This window comes from uncultured Brachyspira sp. (genome assembly GCF_944393015.1).
Lineage (GTDB): Bacteria > Spirochaetota > Brachyspiria > Brachyspirales > Brachyspiraceae > Brachyspira.
Genome location: NZ_CALXYQ010000003.1, coordinates 37,934 through 52,778, shown reverse-complemented (window position 1 = coordinate 52,778; position 14,845 = coordinate 37,934). Strand labels below are relative to the sequence as shown.

Sequence of the window (14,845 nt, the reverse complement as noted above, 5' to 3'; positions counted from 1 at the left end):
AAGGAGTATAGATAATGGTTAAAATAAAAATAAATGGTAAACAAATTGAGGTTGAAGAAGGTCTTACAATTTTAAAAGCTGCTAAAAAATTAGGAATAAAAATTCCATCTTTATGCTATCACCCTGATATACCGCCTACTTCAGCATGCGGAATATGTGTAGTAAAGTTGGCTAATCAAGGAAATAAATATGTAAGATCATGTTCTATGGTTGTTGAAGAAGGAATGGATATTATCACTCATGATTCTGAGATTAATACAGTAAGAAAAGGGGTTTTGGAATTAGTATTATCAGCACACCCAAATGATTGTTTGAACTGTATAAGAAACGGAGAATGTGAACTTCAAACTGCTGCTGCTGATTTCGGAGTTAGAAACTCAAAATATGACAATATAAAACAAAATCACCCTAGAGATGAATCTGCCGGAAGTATAGTACTTAATCCTGAAAAATGTATAAAATGCGGAAGATGCGTAGTTGTTTGTCAGGAAATGCAGAAAGTACATGCTTTAGGATTTGTCAATAGAGGATTTGATACTTATTTTGCCCCAGGTGCTGTTTCATTAAAGGATTCTCCTTGTGTAGACTGCGGACAATGTGCTGCTCACTGCCCAGTTGCAGCTATATATGAAAAAGACCAAACCAGAGAAGTTGAAGATGCTATAGATAATGCTGATACTTATGTTGCTGTTCAAATGGCTCCTGCTGTAAGGGTTGCTTTGGGAGAATATTTCGGACTTAAGCCAGGCGATAATATTACAGGCAAAATTTATGCGGCTATGCGTTTGATGGGATTCAATGCTATATTTGATACAAATTTCGGTGCTGATTTAACTATTATGGAAGAAGCAAATGAATTCGTTAAAAGATTTACAGAAAGCAATGGAACTGCTGTTATGACTACATCATGCTGTCCTGCTTGGGTAAAATATGCAGAAGAATATTATCCTGATTTACTAGATAATATATCAACTTCTAAATCTCCTCATATGATGTTAGCTCCTATGGCTAAAACTTATTATTCTGACAAAGCTCATGTTGATCCTTTTAATATATTCAATGTATCTATAATGCCTTGTACTGCTAAGAAAAATGAGATTAGAAAAAATGAAACTATGTATTCAAGCGGATACAAAGATGTTGATGTTGTTCTTACTACAAGAGAGTTTGCTAGAATGATTAAACACTATGGTATAGATGTTGCTGGAATAGAACCTGAAGAAGCAGACAGCATATTAGGAGAATATTCCGGAGCTGGTACTATATTTGGTGCTACTGGCGGTGTTATGGAAGCTGCTTTAAGAACTGCTTATAATATAATAGCAGGCTCTAATATGAGTAATCTTGATTTTGAAGATGTTAGAGGATTAGACGGAGTAAAAAAAGCAACAATAAAAATATTAGATAAAGAAGTAAGAGTTGCTGTTGTGAATGGACTTCATAATGTTGATCCTGTAATGCAGGAGATAAGAGCTGCTAAAGAAAAAGGAGAAAATCCTCCTTATCACTTTATAGAAGTTATGGCTTGTCCTGGCGGATGTGTAGGAGGAGGCGGTCAGCCTTATGGCCCTACTAACGAAGTAAGACTTCAAAGAGCAGGCGGTTTATATAATGAAGATAAAAACACTGTAAAACATAGATGCTCTCATGAAAATGAAAATATTAAAAAACTTTATGATGAGTTCTTAGGAAAACCTCTTGGAGAAAGAGCACATCATTTCTTACATACTAGCTATAAAGCTGATGAAAAATATAATAAATAATTACTAAATATTTAAAAATACTAAGCACTATGATTATTAATTTTAATCATAGTGCTGTTTTTATTTAAAGAAAAAGTTTCATTAACGGCTATTTTATAGTATCAAATTTCATTTCTCTAAATCTTTTATATTCTTCTTCTATTTCAGATTTTTTTGACATGAAATTATCTCTTGTATGTATTATTTCTTGCAAATGTACTGCTCTTGCTTCATTAATATTTCTATCTCTTATAAGTCCGTTTTCTGCAAGTACGAATTTATATTTTCCATTTTCATCTTTAACTAAATCTCCGCCTGCACCGCAAACAGCACATTCAAAATTAAACTTCACCCCGTCCCAATGTTCTTCACCCGGATATATTAAAGAAGAATGACATCTAGGACATAATCCCAAATTAGGATCTCCAAGCCATTTTCTCTCTTCGACTGGGGTATTTATTGCTTCAACTATATTTTTTCCCATTTGATAAGCTCTGTCCAAATAATCTTTATGTATAAGAACATTTCCAGGTCTTCCAACACTTTCAGCTAAATACATATCAACAACAGTCATAGAGTGGGTAAACATTGTAGCAGCAAGTCCTTCCAAACTCATAGTCTGCCAATCATGTTTAGAACCGCCTACTCCTATAAGTCCAGCTACAGTGTGCGGATCCTCTTTAACCTGCCCTATTTGTATTCTAAATGATAATTCATAAGCTAAAAATCTCTGAGCAAATGATAAATATAAAGAAGAAGGAAGTAAATCATAAGTAGGACATCCAACTATTATTCCCTGACATTGATTCATTACATTTACTATCTTATCCATATCATCTTTTTCTTTGTAAATACATCCTTTGTACTCTCCGCCTTCTTTAAATATCTTTCCCATAGCTATAGTACAAGATTCACATCCTGAACAAGGCTTTATATTATAATCAAATAGATTTATAAGTATAGCCTCCTGCATCTTTTACCGCTGTTAAAGCTTGCTTCACTAAAATTTCGCTGTTTCCATTATGTCTTCCAGCAACTATTCCCATAACTTTCATAGAATATAATTCCCCTTTTTATTGAAATAAATTACTGGATAGGCTGCCAGTCTTCGTATTTATTAATAAATGATATTATCGAAGTTTATCGGAAATCTCATATTAGCGAACTAATACAAGCCCTACCTTATTGTTAATATATAGCATACAATATATCTTAATTATTGTCAAGATATGCTGAAAATTTTTAAGTTTGTCAACTATTCGCCTATACCCCTTGGGTACGCTTCACGGATGCTTTCCGCACGGTATTGCAAATCATTATGGATAGCCAACTATACGCAACCGAAGGAAGTACTGTAAAGTATGCGTCTGATTACTTATTATACACAAAAAAGATAGTTTATATTACTTATAAAACGTATTTTGTTAATATTAAGTTATATTTTATATTATTAATAAATTAAAATTAGATTTATAAATAACTCAAAATTGACAAAATATAGTTATGTAGCTACATACATTTTTTATTCTGCTTAACTGCCAGCATATAAAATATAAGACAAAAATTAATATAAAAATATAAGAATTGACAAACTATATTTGTTTCAGTAAATATTATAAAAGACTGAGACTTAAAATAAGCATCAGTCTTTAATATCTGTATTATTGATTATTAACCTTTATAAGGAACTTTAACTATAGCTTTTTTAACATGATTTTTACCTGATTTTGGAGGAAGTCCTACCCTATGAGCATCATAAGGAAGAAGTATTAAAATTTCTCCTTGTGATAAAGTTAAGCGAACAGTTCCCTCTCCTTCCCAATCATGATAATCGCTTGCTTCATCATAACTTTTAGGCTTCAATGTAGAAGTATTTGCTATTATAAAATCTTCAGCTCCCTCAAATATTATCTGAACATCAACATATTTTAAATGTGATTCCCAAGGCGGATTATCTTTATTATCATATTCTGTAACATTGATAAAAGCACCTTCGCAAATTTCTTTGTCTAGCAAATGTTTTCCATTAGGAAGTTTTTTTAATTCATCATAATGATCCCTTATATAATTTTTTGCTTTCCAAATAGAATCATGAAAATCCTGATTGAACTCGCTTTTTATTGGTTTTAATATCATAATAACTCCTCCGTTTTTTAAAATATAATTAAGTGCTATCTATGCACCCGAGAACAAATGTAAAAATTAAAGTATTTAATAATTACTAATTACATATATTGTATAAAGTATGTATAATTTTTGCAATATCAATACTTATTATTTTTAAAAAATATTTGCAAACTATAATCTTTATTGTTATAATCTACATAATAAGCAGCTATTTTATACAAAACAAACAATTAATATGAAAAATGAACGTGTTTTAATGCTTTTTAAATTTATTTCTATGGTATTTCTCATACTGTTTTTACTTCTAAATATAGCATGCATATCGTATTATGAAAATAAATTTACTTTTATACTTTTATTTGTACTATTTATCTTATTCTTTATACCAGGCATTATTTTGTATAAAAATATAATAAATCTATATATCATTAAAGATTATAAGCAGGTAGAAGAAAAAACATCTGATGGAAAAATATATAGATTCTCAAAAATCAACAGCACTATAATAAATGATTATCAAATAGCAATAAAAGATTTGAAAGAAAAAAATAGTTATATATTAGGCAGATATGATGTTTTAGATGATATAAAAAAGCAATATAAAAAAGATATGAAAAAGGCAAGAAAACTTCAGGAAAATATGATGCCAAAAAAAATGCCTAATAATGATAGAGTAAATTCAGCTTCATTATATAAACCTCTTGAAACTATAGGTGGAGATTTTTTTGATTATATATATCTTGATGATGACAGAATACTTTTTATAATTTCTGATATTAGCGGACATGGAGTTGAAGCTGCGATTATAACTGCTATGTTTAAAACTGTTTTTAGGAACTTTGCAGCATCATTCAAATCCCCAGCTTCTTTTATATATGATATTAATAATTATATAATTAAAATATTGCCTATAAACTATTATCTTACTATGACAGTGGCAGAAATAGATTTAAAAAATAAAGTAGTAAAATATTCTAATGCCTCACATACCCCTATGCTTGTATTAGAAAATTCTCAAATAAAAGAATACAATAAAGGCGGTACTATAATAGGGCTTTTCCCTCAGGCATATTATGAAGAAGAAAGTATAAATATAAAAAAAGATGATATATTGATATTTTATACTGACGGAGTAACAGAAGCATCAAGATCAAAAAATAAATATGATTTTTATGGTATAGAGAGATTCAAAAAGGTTTTATTCAATAATAGAAACAATAAAGCTGAAAATATTATAAGCAATATAGAGAAAGATTTTTATGATTATCTTTCATATATGTCGCCTGATGATGATTTTACTATTGCAGCATTTAAGATAAAATAAAAAATTAAAATATTATTTTACTTCTTTGTATAAAATAACATCTTTATCGCCTGAAGTTAATTCTCCCAATTTAGGAACTATTGCTTTGAAATGTTCTGAATTATTATGACTTTCTATAGCTTTTTCATCTTTCCATTCTTCTATAAAAGTAAGATATTTTCCGTCTACACTTTCATATAAATTATAAGAAATACAACCTTTTTCTTTTCTGCTTTTTTCAATAAGTTCTTTAGCTGTTTCAATGAATTTTGATTTATTTTCGCTGCTTACAGGATTTCTAGCTACTATTTTAATCATATTTTTATTACCTTTACTTTTATCAGAATTTTCTTTACCTATTTTTTTATTGTATTTATTTTGAGCTATTACAGGAGATTCAAATAAAGATATTTTAACAGCATCTATTATATCATTTGCTATTACAGTATCTAAATCTTCTCTTTCTTTCTTACTGAAATTAGAAAGCACATAATCATTAACTTTTTTACCAGCGCTAGGTCTTCCTATACCTATTCTGATTCTTGTAAAATCATCACTTTGTAAATGAGAAATAAGGCTTTTTATACCATTATGTCCGCCTGAACTTCCGCCCTTTTTGATTTTAAAAGTACCAAAAGGTATATCCATATCATCATATATAACTATTATATCTTCTGGTTTTATATTAAAGAATTTTGATATAAAAATTGCAGATTCTCCGGAAAGATTCATGAAAGTCTGAGGTTTGAGAAGTATATATTCTACATCCTTCTCTTTTGCTCTTGCATATAATGATTTCTTTTTATTATTATCAAAATTGATATTAAAATTTTCGGCTATTTTATCAATGAGTATAAAACCCACATTATGCCTATTGTTTTTATACTCATCTCCAGGATTTCCTAATCCAATAATTAATTTAGTTATCATGGATATTTCTTTTTAGCAGCCTGAGGAGATTCGAATAAAGCAATACAAGCAGCATCTACAACATCATCGGATATATCTCTGATTTTTTTTCTTTCATCTTTTGAGAAAGGAGCTAAAAGAAAATCAGCTTTCTCTTCATCTTCAGGACATGCTCCTATACCTACGCCTATTTTAGTAAAATTATAGCTTTTTAAAGAATCTCTTATGCTTTTTATACCATTATGATCTATTTCAATATCATCAACTTCAGCTTCAGAATCATCATTTTTTGAAGGTATAACTCTAAATTCACCTATAGGTATATCCATATCATCATATATAACTATAATGTTTTCAACAGTGATTTTCATAAAACTTGCCATATAAAGGGCAGCTTCGCCGGAAAGATTCATAAAAGTCTGAGGTTTAAGAAGTAAATACTCCATTTTTCCAGACTTACCTTTTCCAAAAACTGTCTTTTTCTTTTTTATGTCAAGTTCTACGTTAAGTTTCTTAGCAACTCTGTCTAAAATCATATATCCGACATTATGTCTATGATTTTTATATTGTTCTCCTGGGTTGCCTAGTCCCATTACTAATTTCATCATATAGTAGTAATCCTAGAACTATATTTTATGCTTCTGCTGCACCTTTGTTAGCATCATCATCTTGAGTAGTAACAACAGTAACAATAGCTTTAGAAGCATCACCAACAGGGTCAACACCTTCTGGGAATTTTATATCGCTAATATGCAAACTATCACCTACTTTTAATTCGCTAACATCAACAACCAATTCTCTAGGTATAGAACCTGGGAAAGCTTTGATATTCAAACCGTATTCAACTTGCTCTAAAGTACCTCCGCCTAAGCGAACGCCTTCAGGAGTACCTTCAATGTGAATAGGAACATAAGTTTTGATTTTTTTATTTCTATCTATTTCATAAAAATCTATATGTCTTATACTTCTTTTGATACCGTCTATTTGATAATCTTTAACCAATACTTCTCTAGTTTTATCATTTTGTATATCTAAAGTGATTATATCATGCTGACCTGCTAAAGAAAAAACTTTAACAAATTCTTTCAACTCTACAGCAATAGAGTATTGATTTTCTCTGCCGTAAAGAGTAGCTAAAGCGTAACCTTCATTTCTTAATTTACGACCAACACTTTTAAATTTAGTATCTCTTTGCAAAGCTTTAATAGTATAATTCTCACTCATTTTTCTTTCCTTTAATTTTACTTATCAAATAGAACACTTATAGAAAGCTCCATATGTATATGTCTGATAGCATCGGCAATAACAGGAGCAACTGAAAGAACCTCTATTTTACTGCCTAATCTGTCTTTCATAACTTTTAAACTATCTGTTATATAAAGCTTTTCTATATCACTGGCATTAATTCTCTCATAAACATCACCAGAACATACAGCATGAGTTATAAATACATATATTCTTCTCATACCAGCTTTTTTCAAAGCCTGCATACTTTTTATAAGAGTACCGCCTGTATCTATTATATCGTCTATAATAATAGCATCTTTGCCATTAACATCGCCTATAATATTCATTACTTCGCATTCATTAGCTCTGTCTCTTCTTTTATCTATTATAGCTATATCAAGGTTTAATTGTTTAGCTATTGCTCTAGCTCTGCCAACTCCTCCTATATCAGGAGAAACGATGATAGAGTTAGACATATCAAGATCTTTTCTGATTTTATCCAAGAAAACATTTTTTGAAAGCATGTGATCTACAGGAATATCAAAAAAGCCTTGTATCTGTGCTGCATGCAAATCTAAAGCTAAAACTCTGTGAGCTCCAGCTTCTGATAAAAGATTAGCAACTAATTTAGCTGTTATAGGTACCCTAGGTTCATTCTTTCTATCTTGCCTAGAATAACCATAATATGGAATAACTGCTGTAATTCTTTTGGCACTAGCTCTTTTCAAAGCATCTATAATACAGTAAAGCTCCATCCAGTTTTCACTGCTAGACGGACGCCCTGTAGGCTGTATAACATAAGTATCTTTATTTCTGACCGTTTCTTCTATTTGAAGAAAAGTCTCACCATCAGCAAACTTACGTATTTCCATGTTACCCAACTTAAGTCCAAGATTCTTAACAACATCTTCTGACAATTGAGGGTTTGCTGTACCGCTTAAAATTAATATTTCGTCTGTTATTCCCATTTAAGTACCATATAAGAGAAAAGTTGGGGTGGAAGGATTCGAACCCTCGAATAATTGGACCAAAACCAATTGTCTTACCGCTTGACGACACCCCAGTATTAACAAATGAACATTCAGTTCTATGAGTTTCATATTCTACTATATAAATAATTTTTGTCAATACCCTAAAACAATTTTTTAAATTTATTTTGTTTTATTAATAAAAAAAATTAATTTAATAGTTTAAAATTATTGATAAAAAATAAAAAAAGTATATCATTATATACAATATCAGTTTAATTTTGAAGGCTGAATATGGATATTGATTTAGATAAATATACATTAATAGATTTAAATTTTATAAAAGACAATATAGATATTATTAAATTTAATTCTCCGGAAATTATATGTACAAGTAATGATAATTTATATTTATCAATACCTAACTATAAAATAGATATTCTTTTTGATAAAAATTCTATAAACAGTGATATTTTTGATAATTTCTATATAGCAAAAAATTCAAAGGCAATCATAGATTTAGTGATTGAAAAAAATGATGATGATCAATATAAACAAATTGACAGCATAAATCAGTTTCTTAAAGTATATAAAGACTGTATGCCTGATTCTGAAAATACAAAAATATTTGAATATAAAATACTTGAGATAATACTAGCAGAAACACCTAAAGAAAGATTTATATCTATAAAAAATTATATAGACATATTAAATCAATACTACAATGAACAATTATATGCTGAAGCTATTCAATATATATTAGATATAATAACTCAATTAGCATTCATAGAAAGAATCAATTTAATCCATTTGGTAAATGCATCAAAAGATCAAATGAATCAAATGTATTTTGATAATTTAGAATATTATGATACTCAAATAGTAGCAAATGATTTGATATTATCAATTACAAAATTAGTAGATAAAATATATCCTAATATAAGTTTATTTTACGGATTCGATAATTTTGACTGCAGAAACGTTATAGGACATGGAAATAGAGTTTTTATAATATTCATAGAATTCATGCTTTATTATAATGAGCAGATAGATAATCATTTAAATTTAAAAACTATTATCAATTTTAATAAAAAATATAAAAATTTTTATGAAAATGTTTTTGAAAAATATCAAATAAATAAGACTAATATAAAATTTAATGATATATTTAAAAACGGACTAAAAAAAATATCAATAGAAAATATAGCCTCTTTTGCTGCAGGAGCATTTTGGCATGATGTTGTTAAAGTAAAAGAATTAGACTATCTTAATATTAATAAATCAAAAGAGTATGCTAAAAAATCAACATCTCATGCTATTAAAGGATATCAATTTTTAAAACTTTTTAGAAATTATAATGATAATATATCATTGATTGTGGGAATGCATCATGAATATTATGGTTATGGAAATGGCATAATAGAAATAATAAACAAACAATTTAACGACAATAAACCTTTAAATCCTTCATCTCTTATATCAGAAAATTCTGATGATATTCAAACACTTCAGAGTTTAGCATTTTTCCCTGCTAAAGTATTAGAAATAATAGATTTGTTTGATACTACTATAATGCCTCAAAAAAGCTACAATAGAAAGGATATGAATACAGAAGACGCTGTAAAGCTAATATACGATAATTATATAGTGGAAGAAACTCAATTAGACCCTATATTATTTGAATTATTTGTAGACTTTTTAATAGATATAAAAAAAGAAAATATACAAAATCCGCTAAGAGATTATTAATATTCTCCTTCATCATTTCCTACATAATATTTAAATACATCATAAGGTGAATAAATACCTAAATCTGTTACAACTGCACTAACTAAATGCGGAGGAGTATAATCAAATGCCGGATAAAAACCTTTTACGCCTTCCTTAGAGGTTTTAACACCCATAGCTTCGGTAACAAGTTTTTCATCTCTGAATTCGAAATGAACATCTTCAAGTCCATGATAACCTTTATCAGGTGCTCCTGTTACAAAATATGGTATTCCTAAATATTTTGCAACTATCGCTATTTGAAAAGTGCCTATTTTATTAACTACAGCCCCATTTAAACATATTAAATCTGCAGCAGAGGTAAATACATCTATTTTTTTCTCCTGCATAGTGTATGCCGCCATATTATCAGTAATAACTGTAACATCTGCTCCCTGATCATAGGCAACGGTTGCTGTAAGCCTTGCTCCTTGAAAATAAGGTCTAGTTTCAGCACATACAACCTTTATATCTTTATTCTTCTTTTGGAATTCCTGTATCATAAAACCTACTATAGACTCACCGAAACATTGAGTAAGTATAGTTCCTTTATCAGGATACATAGATACTAGATTTTCTGCTATTTTTTTTATTTTTGAATATCTTTTAGTAGAAAGCTCTATGCCTCTATTAAACATAGCTTCTATAGGATCTTTATTAGATTTTATAGCCTCTGTACCAGCCTCTAAACAGGATTTAGTTATTAGCATCATTCTTCCGCTTGTGGTAGGTCTTGAATTAGCTAAAGTATTGCAGGCATGAGTTAAATAATCTATTCTGTCATTTCCTTCCAAATGCCTTGATTCATATCCAGCTAATGCCATACCCATAGCAACTGCCAAATAAGGTCCGGCACTTTGAGTTACCATGTCTGCTATAGCTTTTGAAACTTCTTTATGAGTTTTGCATTCTACAAAATTCACTTTATTAGGGTAAACTCTTCTATCCAATATCTTAACACATCCGTCATCATACCAAGCAACATTTTCAAATTGAAGCATAAAAGCCAATTCTTTATCTACCCTATTAATCATAAAAAAACTCCAAAATACTTATTTTTTATTTTCTCTGCAATTAAATAAATTATAAATCTATATTATCAATTATATTATCTACAAATTTCATAAACTTTTCTTCTTCAGAAAGTCTGTCCCTATATGACAAACATTCAATACCTATATTCAAAAGTGTGAATTCTATATTTCTTCTTATATCCGGATCAGTAACAGATTCTATCTCTTTTACTCTAGCACATCCTGTAGTTCTTCTTAGCAATTCAAGTCCGCATATACCAAAGCCTGTTTTTAATACTTCAAGCAAATAATATTCTATGAAATAATCATTTTGTGCTGATATATCATTACTTTCATGTAAAAACTTAGTAATAAATTTATTTTTAAAAAGCCTTAAAATATCATCAATAACCTTGAAAAGGAATGAAGTATAATTTCTATCTTTAGTAACATGCAAATGATACACATAAGAAAATATAAAATTAGCCATAATAGTACCTAAATCATAGCCTATAGGTCCGTAAAAGGCAAATTCACAGTCCATAACCTTTATATAATCATCATCAACAAATATAGAACCTGTATGCAAATCTCCATGTATTAAAGCCTGAGGGTTATTCATAAATTCATACTTTAATTTCGCCGCCTCTAATTGAATCTGTTTATTATTATAAAGATTATCCTCAACAAATTTATTTAATGATTCAGAAAATACATTCTCTTTAAGCACATTAAAAAATGGCTCTCTAAATACAAGCTCCTCGCTTATCTTACAAAGCTCTTTATTTGTATATTTAATAACATTTTCTTTCTTAGTGAATGGATCCATAAAAAAATCAGCGGTTGATAATGTAGTTTCAACTAAAAAGTCTGTTATCTGTTCCTGCAAATGATGATATATTTGTCCTTTCATAAGAGCATCTCTTAATATTAGAAAAGACTTTAAATCTTCCATTACAAATAAATTCATAACTTTATCTATAGAAATGATTTTCGGTGCTAAGTCTGGGAGTATACTGACGTAAAATGATAAAATCTCTGCCTCTCTTGCATTTCTGTTAATATCAAGTATTCTTCCTGATGAATTGCTTCTAGTATGAACTCCTGCCTGCTTCAGTATTATTGAATCTTTACCATTGCTTATTCTATATACATAATTAATATTACCGTCGCCTATTTCTTTACAAGTGATATTATCATCTTGAGAAAAATATTTTAATTTATTTTTTACATAAAGTAATACATCTTTCTCTTCCATTAAAAAGTATTCATTAAAATTTGTCATAACTAAAACCCATAGTAAATTTCAATTTTTAATAATATAGCATAAAAAGTATAAATATCAATACATTATACTTATAATATTTTTATTATATAATATAACAATATCACATAATATTACATACATTCATATAGCTATAAAAGAATATTAAAAACATCTTTTAGAAATATAAATGCTTATATTTTGTAATATAAATACTTTTTGTAAAATTTATACACATTTAACATTTTTTATTATCATAATTCATGCTAATTAGTGAAATCATTACATAAAAAACATACTAAAAATATTAAAATTTACTAAGTTACATATAATATAACTTGACTAAGTATTTTTTTTGTACTATAATAAACAGCAATTTTTAATTAAATTTTTTAGTAAGGGGTTAAATTATTATGAAAGTGATTGTAATAGGCTGTAACCATGCTGGTACATGGGCAGTAAAAACTTTGAAAGCTACAGATCATAATTGTCAGGTAGTTACTTATGATAGAAACGATAATATATCTTTCCTAGCTTGCGGTATAGCACTTTGGGTTGGCGGAGTGGTTAAAGATCCTAAAGGTTTATTTTATGCTAGTCCTGAAAGCTTAAAAAGCGAAGGCGTAGAAGTTCATATGGGACATGATGTTACTAAAATAGACTGGGCTAACAAAAAATTATATGTAAAAGAATTAAAAACAGGAAAAGAGTTTGAAGACACTTATGACAAACTTATTCTTGCTACTGGTTCTTGGCCTGTAACTCCTCCTATAGAAGGCTTAAAACAGGAAGGAACTACTTATGGTCTTAAAAAAGGTATTTTCTTCTCTAAACTTTATCAGCAAGGTCAAGAAATTATCGAAGAATTAAAAAAACCTGAAGTAAAAAAAGTTATGGTAGTTGGTGCTGGTTATATAGGTGTTGAACTTATAGAAGCATTTAAAAATCATGGTAAAGAAGTTATATTGATGGAAGCTTTACCTAGAGTTATGGGTAATTACTTCGATAAAGAAATCACTGATGAAGCTGAAAAAAGAATCAAAGAAGCCGGCATAGAAATGCATTTAGGTGAAACAGTTAAGAAATTTGAAGGTGATGACAGAGTTAAAAAAGTTGTTACTGACAAAGGTTCTTATGAAGTAGATATGGTAGTTATGTCTGTTGGCTTCAAACCTAATAGCGACCTTTATAAAGACTATTTAGAAACTCTTCCTAATGGTGCTATCGTTGTTGATACTACTATGAAAACTAGCAAAGATCCAGATGTTTATGCTATAGGTGACTGTGCTAGCGTATATTCAAGAGCTTCTGAAAAACAAGAATATATTGCTTTAGCTACTAATGCTGTAAGAATGGGTATTGTTGCTGCTAATAATGCTTTAGGTAAACATGTTGAATACTGCGGAACTCAAGGTTCTAATGCTATATGCGTATTCGGATACAACATGGCTTCTACTGGTTGGTCTGAAGAGACTGCTAAGAAAAAAGGATTAAAAGTAAAATCTAATTTCTTCAAAGATTCTGAAAGACCAGAATTTATGCCTACTCATGAAGAAGTATTAGTAAAAATAGTTTATGAAGAAGGTACCGGACGTTTATTAGGTGCTCAAATTGCTTCTAAAAACAACCATGCTGAAGCTATACATGCATTCTCTATTGCTATACAAAGAGGTATGACTGTTCAAGAATTCGCTTTATCTGACTTCTTCTTCCTACCTCATTATAACAAACCATTATCTTGGATGACTATGGTTGCTTATACTGCTAAATAATCATAAAAAATATAATTAGTATTAAGAATATATTCCCTCTAATAAATAATTTTATTAGAGGGTTTTTTTATAAATATTTTTCACTGGATATATAAATTTATAAAGTTTAAAAACGAAAATTATATACATAGAAAACATATTGGATTTTTTTTATGAAAAATAAGATCATATACGATATAACTATAATGATAATTGGTATTTTAGTAAATATTATAATGGGGCATTTAGTAATAATATTGAAAATACCATTTTTATTTATGGACTCTGTTGGTACTATATTAACTGCTGTTACACTTGGACCTATATATAGTGCTGTTGTAGGTATCGCTACGAATTTTATTCTATCTATGACAATAGACTATGTTAATTTACATTTTGCAATAGTAAATGTAGTTATAGGATTAACTGCAGGCGTAATAGTAAGAAAACATGATTTTTCAAAAATAAAAGTTTCAATCATATCAGGAATAATAATAGGATTAATTTCAGCTATTGTATCATTGCCTATAGTGATAATAGCAGCTAAGGGAGTTACTAATAAACCAATAGATAATTTTATTCAGCTTATTCAAAATAGCGGAAAAAGTTTTATTATCTCTGTAACTATAACTACAATATCAAGTGCTATAATAGATAAGCTGTTATCTTCAATAATGGTTACATTTGCTATTAAACATATACCTTTTTTAAAAATAGAAAACAATCACCATTATAATAAAAAATACTAATTGAATTAACAAAATAAATTATTAT

At 28.8% G+C, this 14,845-nt stretch carries 12 protein-coding genes, 1 tRNA gene and 1 pseudogene; 5 read left to right on the top strand and 9 right to left on the bottom strand.

Annotation, left to right across the window (positions count from 1 at the left end; genetic code table 11):
- The first annotated feature begins 14 nt into the window (after window positions 1-14).
- Window positions 15-1,763, top strand: a complete 1,749-nt coding sequence (locus Q0K19_RS02015; RefSeq protein WP_297244962.1) for an NADH-dependent [FeFe] hydrogenase, group A6 — start codon at window positions 15-17, stop codon at window positions 1,761-1,763.
- 88 nt (window positions 1,764-1,851) lie between these two features.
- Here the strand turns inward: Q0K19_RS02015 and Q0K19_RS02010 are convergent.
- Window positions 1,852-2,797, bottom strand: a pseudogene (locus Q0K19_RS02010) (flavodoxin family protein).
- Window positions 2,798-3,413: 616 nt separating this feature from the next.
- The gene (locus Q0K19_RS02005; protein WP_012671980.1) at window positions 3,414-3,878 is read right to left on the bottom strand and encodes a YhcH/YjgK/YiaL family protein; all 465 of its coding nucleotides are present in this window, start codon (window positions 3,876-3,878) and stop codon (window positions 3,414-3,416) included.
- 226 nt (window positions 3,879-4,104) lie between these two features.
- On the opposite strand from Q0K19_RS02005, the gene Q0K19_RS02000 reads away from it, so the two are divergent.
- Window positions 4,105-5,193 (top strand): PP2C family protein-serine/threonine phosphatase, encoded by a 1,089-nt coding sequence (locus tag Q0K19_RS02000; RefSeq protein WP_297244960.1) that lies wholly within the window; start codon window positions 4,105-4,107, stop codon window positions 5,191-5,193.
- 12 nt (window positions 5,194-5,205) lie between these two features.
- Here Q0K19_RS02000 and pth (Q0K19_RS01995) read toward each other — a convergent pair whose 3' ends face one another.
- From pth (Q0K19_RS01995) to Q0K19_RS01975, 5 genes are all read right to left on the bottom strand, one after another.
- Entirely contained in the window at window positions 5,206-6,102 is an 897-nt protein-coding gene (pth, locus tag Q0K19_RS01995; RefSeq protein ID WP_297244959.1) for an aminoacyl-tRNA hydrolase, read from the bottom strand.
- A complete protein-coding gene (gene pth, locus Q0K19_RS01990; protein ID WP_297244958.1) occupies window positions 6,099-6,689 on the bottom strand; it encodes an aminoacyl-tRNA hydrolase in 591 nt (196 codons plus the stop codon). The genes pth (Q0K19_RS01995) and pth (Q0K19_RS01990) overlap by 4 nt, the downstream gene beginning before the upstream one ends.
- A gap of 25 nt (window positions 6,690-6,714) precedes the next feature.
- The gene (locus Q0K19_RS01985; protein WP_014487189.1) at window positions 6,715-7,305 is read right to left on the bottom strand and encodes a 50S ribosomal protein L25; all 591 of its coding nucleotides are present in this window, start codon (window positions 7,303-7,305) and stop codon (window positions 6,715-6,717) included.
- 17 nt (window positions 7,306-7,322) lie between these two features.
- Window positions 7,323-8,276: a ribose-phosphate pyrophosphokinase gene (locus Q0K19_RS01980; RefSeq protein WP_297244957.1), complete on the bottom strand. Its 954-nt coding sequence runs from the start codon at window positions 8,274-8,276 to the stop codon at window positions 7,323-7,325.
- 23 nt (window positions 8,277-8,299) lie between these two features.
- A tRNA-Gln gene (locus tag Q0K19_RS01975) sits at window positions 8,300-8,371 on the bottom strand.
- A gap of 199 nt (window positions 8,372-8,570) precedes the next feature.
- On the opposite strand from Q0K19_RS01975, the gene Q0K19_RS01970 reads away from it, so the two are divergent.
- A complete protein-coding gene (locus tag Q0K19_RS01970) occupies window positions 8,571-10,025 on the top strand; it encodes a phosphohydrolase (protein WP_297244956.1) in 1,455 nt (484 codons plus the stop codon).
- Here the strand turns inward: Q0K19_RS01970 and Q0K19_RS01965 are convergent.
- Both Q0K19_RS01965 and mtnK read right to left on the bottom strand, forming a co-directional pair.
- Window positions 10,022-11,077 (bottom strand): S-methyl-5-thioribose-1-phosphate isomerase, encoded by a 1,056-nt coding sequence (locus tag Q0K19_RS01965; RefSeq protein ID WP_297244955.1) that lies wholly within the window; start codon window positions 11,075-11,077, stop codon window positions 10,022-10,024. The two genes, Q0K19_RS01970 and Q0K19_RS01965, sit on opposite strands and share 4 nt — an antisense overlap.
- A gap of 49 nt (window positions 11,078-11,126) precedes the next feature.
- Window positions 11,127-12,341 (bottom strand): S-methyl-5-thioribose kinase, encoded by a 1,215-nt coding sequence (gene mtnK / locus Q0K19_RS01960; RefSeq protein ID WP_297244954.1) that lies wholly within the window; start codon window positions 12,339-12,341, stop codon window positions 11,127-11,129.
- Window positions 12,342-12,733: 392 nt separating this feature from the next.
- On the opposite strand from mtnK, the gene Q0K19_RS01955 reads away from it, so the two are divergent.
- Window positions 12,734-14,092 (top strand): FAD-dependent oxidoreductase, encoded by a 1,359-nt coding sequence (locus tag Q0K19_RS01955; protein WP_297244953.1) that lies wholly within the window; start codon window positions 12,734-12,736, stop codon window positions 14,090-14,092.
- Between the two features lie 152 nt (window positions 14,093-14,244).
- Window positions 14,245-14,820 (top strand): ECF transporter S component, encoded by a 576-nt coding sequence (locus tag Q0K19_RS01950; protein WP_297244952.1) that lies wholly within the window; start codon window positions 14,245-14,247, stop codon window positions 14,818-14,820.
- Window positions 14,821-14,845: the final 25 nt, after the last annotated feature.

Excerpts from the sequence above, each read along its gene's own strand:
- Q0K19_RS02015 (WP_297244962.1), top strand. The coding sequence starts at position 15 with ATGGTTAAAATAAAAATAAATGGTAAACAAATTGAGGTTGAAGAAGGT.
- Q0K19_RS02005 (WP_012671980.1), bottom strand. The coding sequence starts at position 3,878 with ATGATATTAAAACCAATAAAAAGCGAGTTCAATCAGGATTTTCATGAT.
- Q0K19_RS02000 (WP_297244960.1), top strand. The coding sequence starts at position 4,105 with ATGAAAAATGAACGTGTTTTAATGCTTTTTAAATTTATTTCTATGGTA.
- pth (WP_297244959.1), bottom strand. The coding sequence starts at position 6,102 with ATGATAACTAAATTAATTATTGGATTAGGAAATCCTGGAGATGAGTAT.
- pth (WP_297244958.1), bottom strand. The coding sequence starts at position 6,689 with ATGATGAAATTAGTAATGGGACTAGGCAACCCAGGAGAACAATATAAA.
- Q0K19_RS01985 (WP_014487189.1), bottom strand. The coding sequence starts at position 7,305 with ATGAGTGAGAATTATACTATTAAAGCTTTGCAAAGAGATACTAAATTT.
- Q0K19_RS01980 (WP_297244957.1), bottom strand. The coding sequence starts at position 8,276 with ATGGGAATAACAGACGAAATATTAATTTTAAGCGGTACAGCAAACCCT.
- Q0K19_RS01970 (WP_297244956.1), top strand. The coding sequence starts at position 8,571 with ATGGATATTGATTTAGATAAATATACATTAATAGATTTAAATTTTATA.
- Q0K19_RS01965 (WP_297244955.1), bottom strand. The coding sequence starts at position 11,077 with ATGATTAATAGGGTAGATAAAGAATTGGCTTTTATGCTTCAATTTGAA.
- mtnK (WP_297244954.1), bottom strand. The coding sequence starts at position 12,341 with ATGACAAATTTTAATGAATACTTTTTAATGGAAGAGAAAGATGTATTA.
- Q0K19_RS01955 (WP_297244953.1), top strand. The coding sequence starts at position 12,734 with ATGAAAGTGATTGTAATAGGCTGTAACCATGCTGGTACATGGGCAGTA.
- Q0K19_RS01950 (WP_297244952.1), top strand. The coding sequence starts at position 14,245 with ATGAAAAATAAGATCATATACGATATAACTATAATGATAATTGGTATT.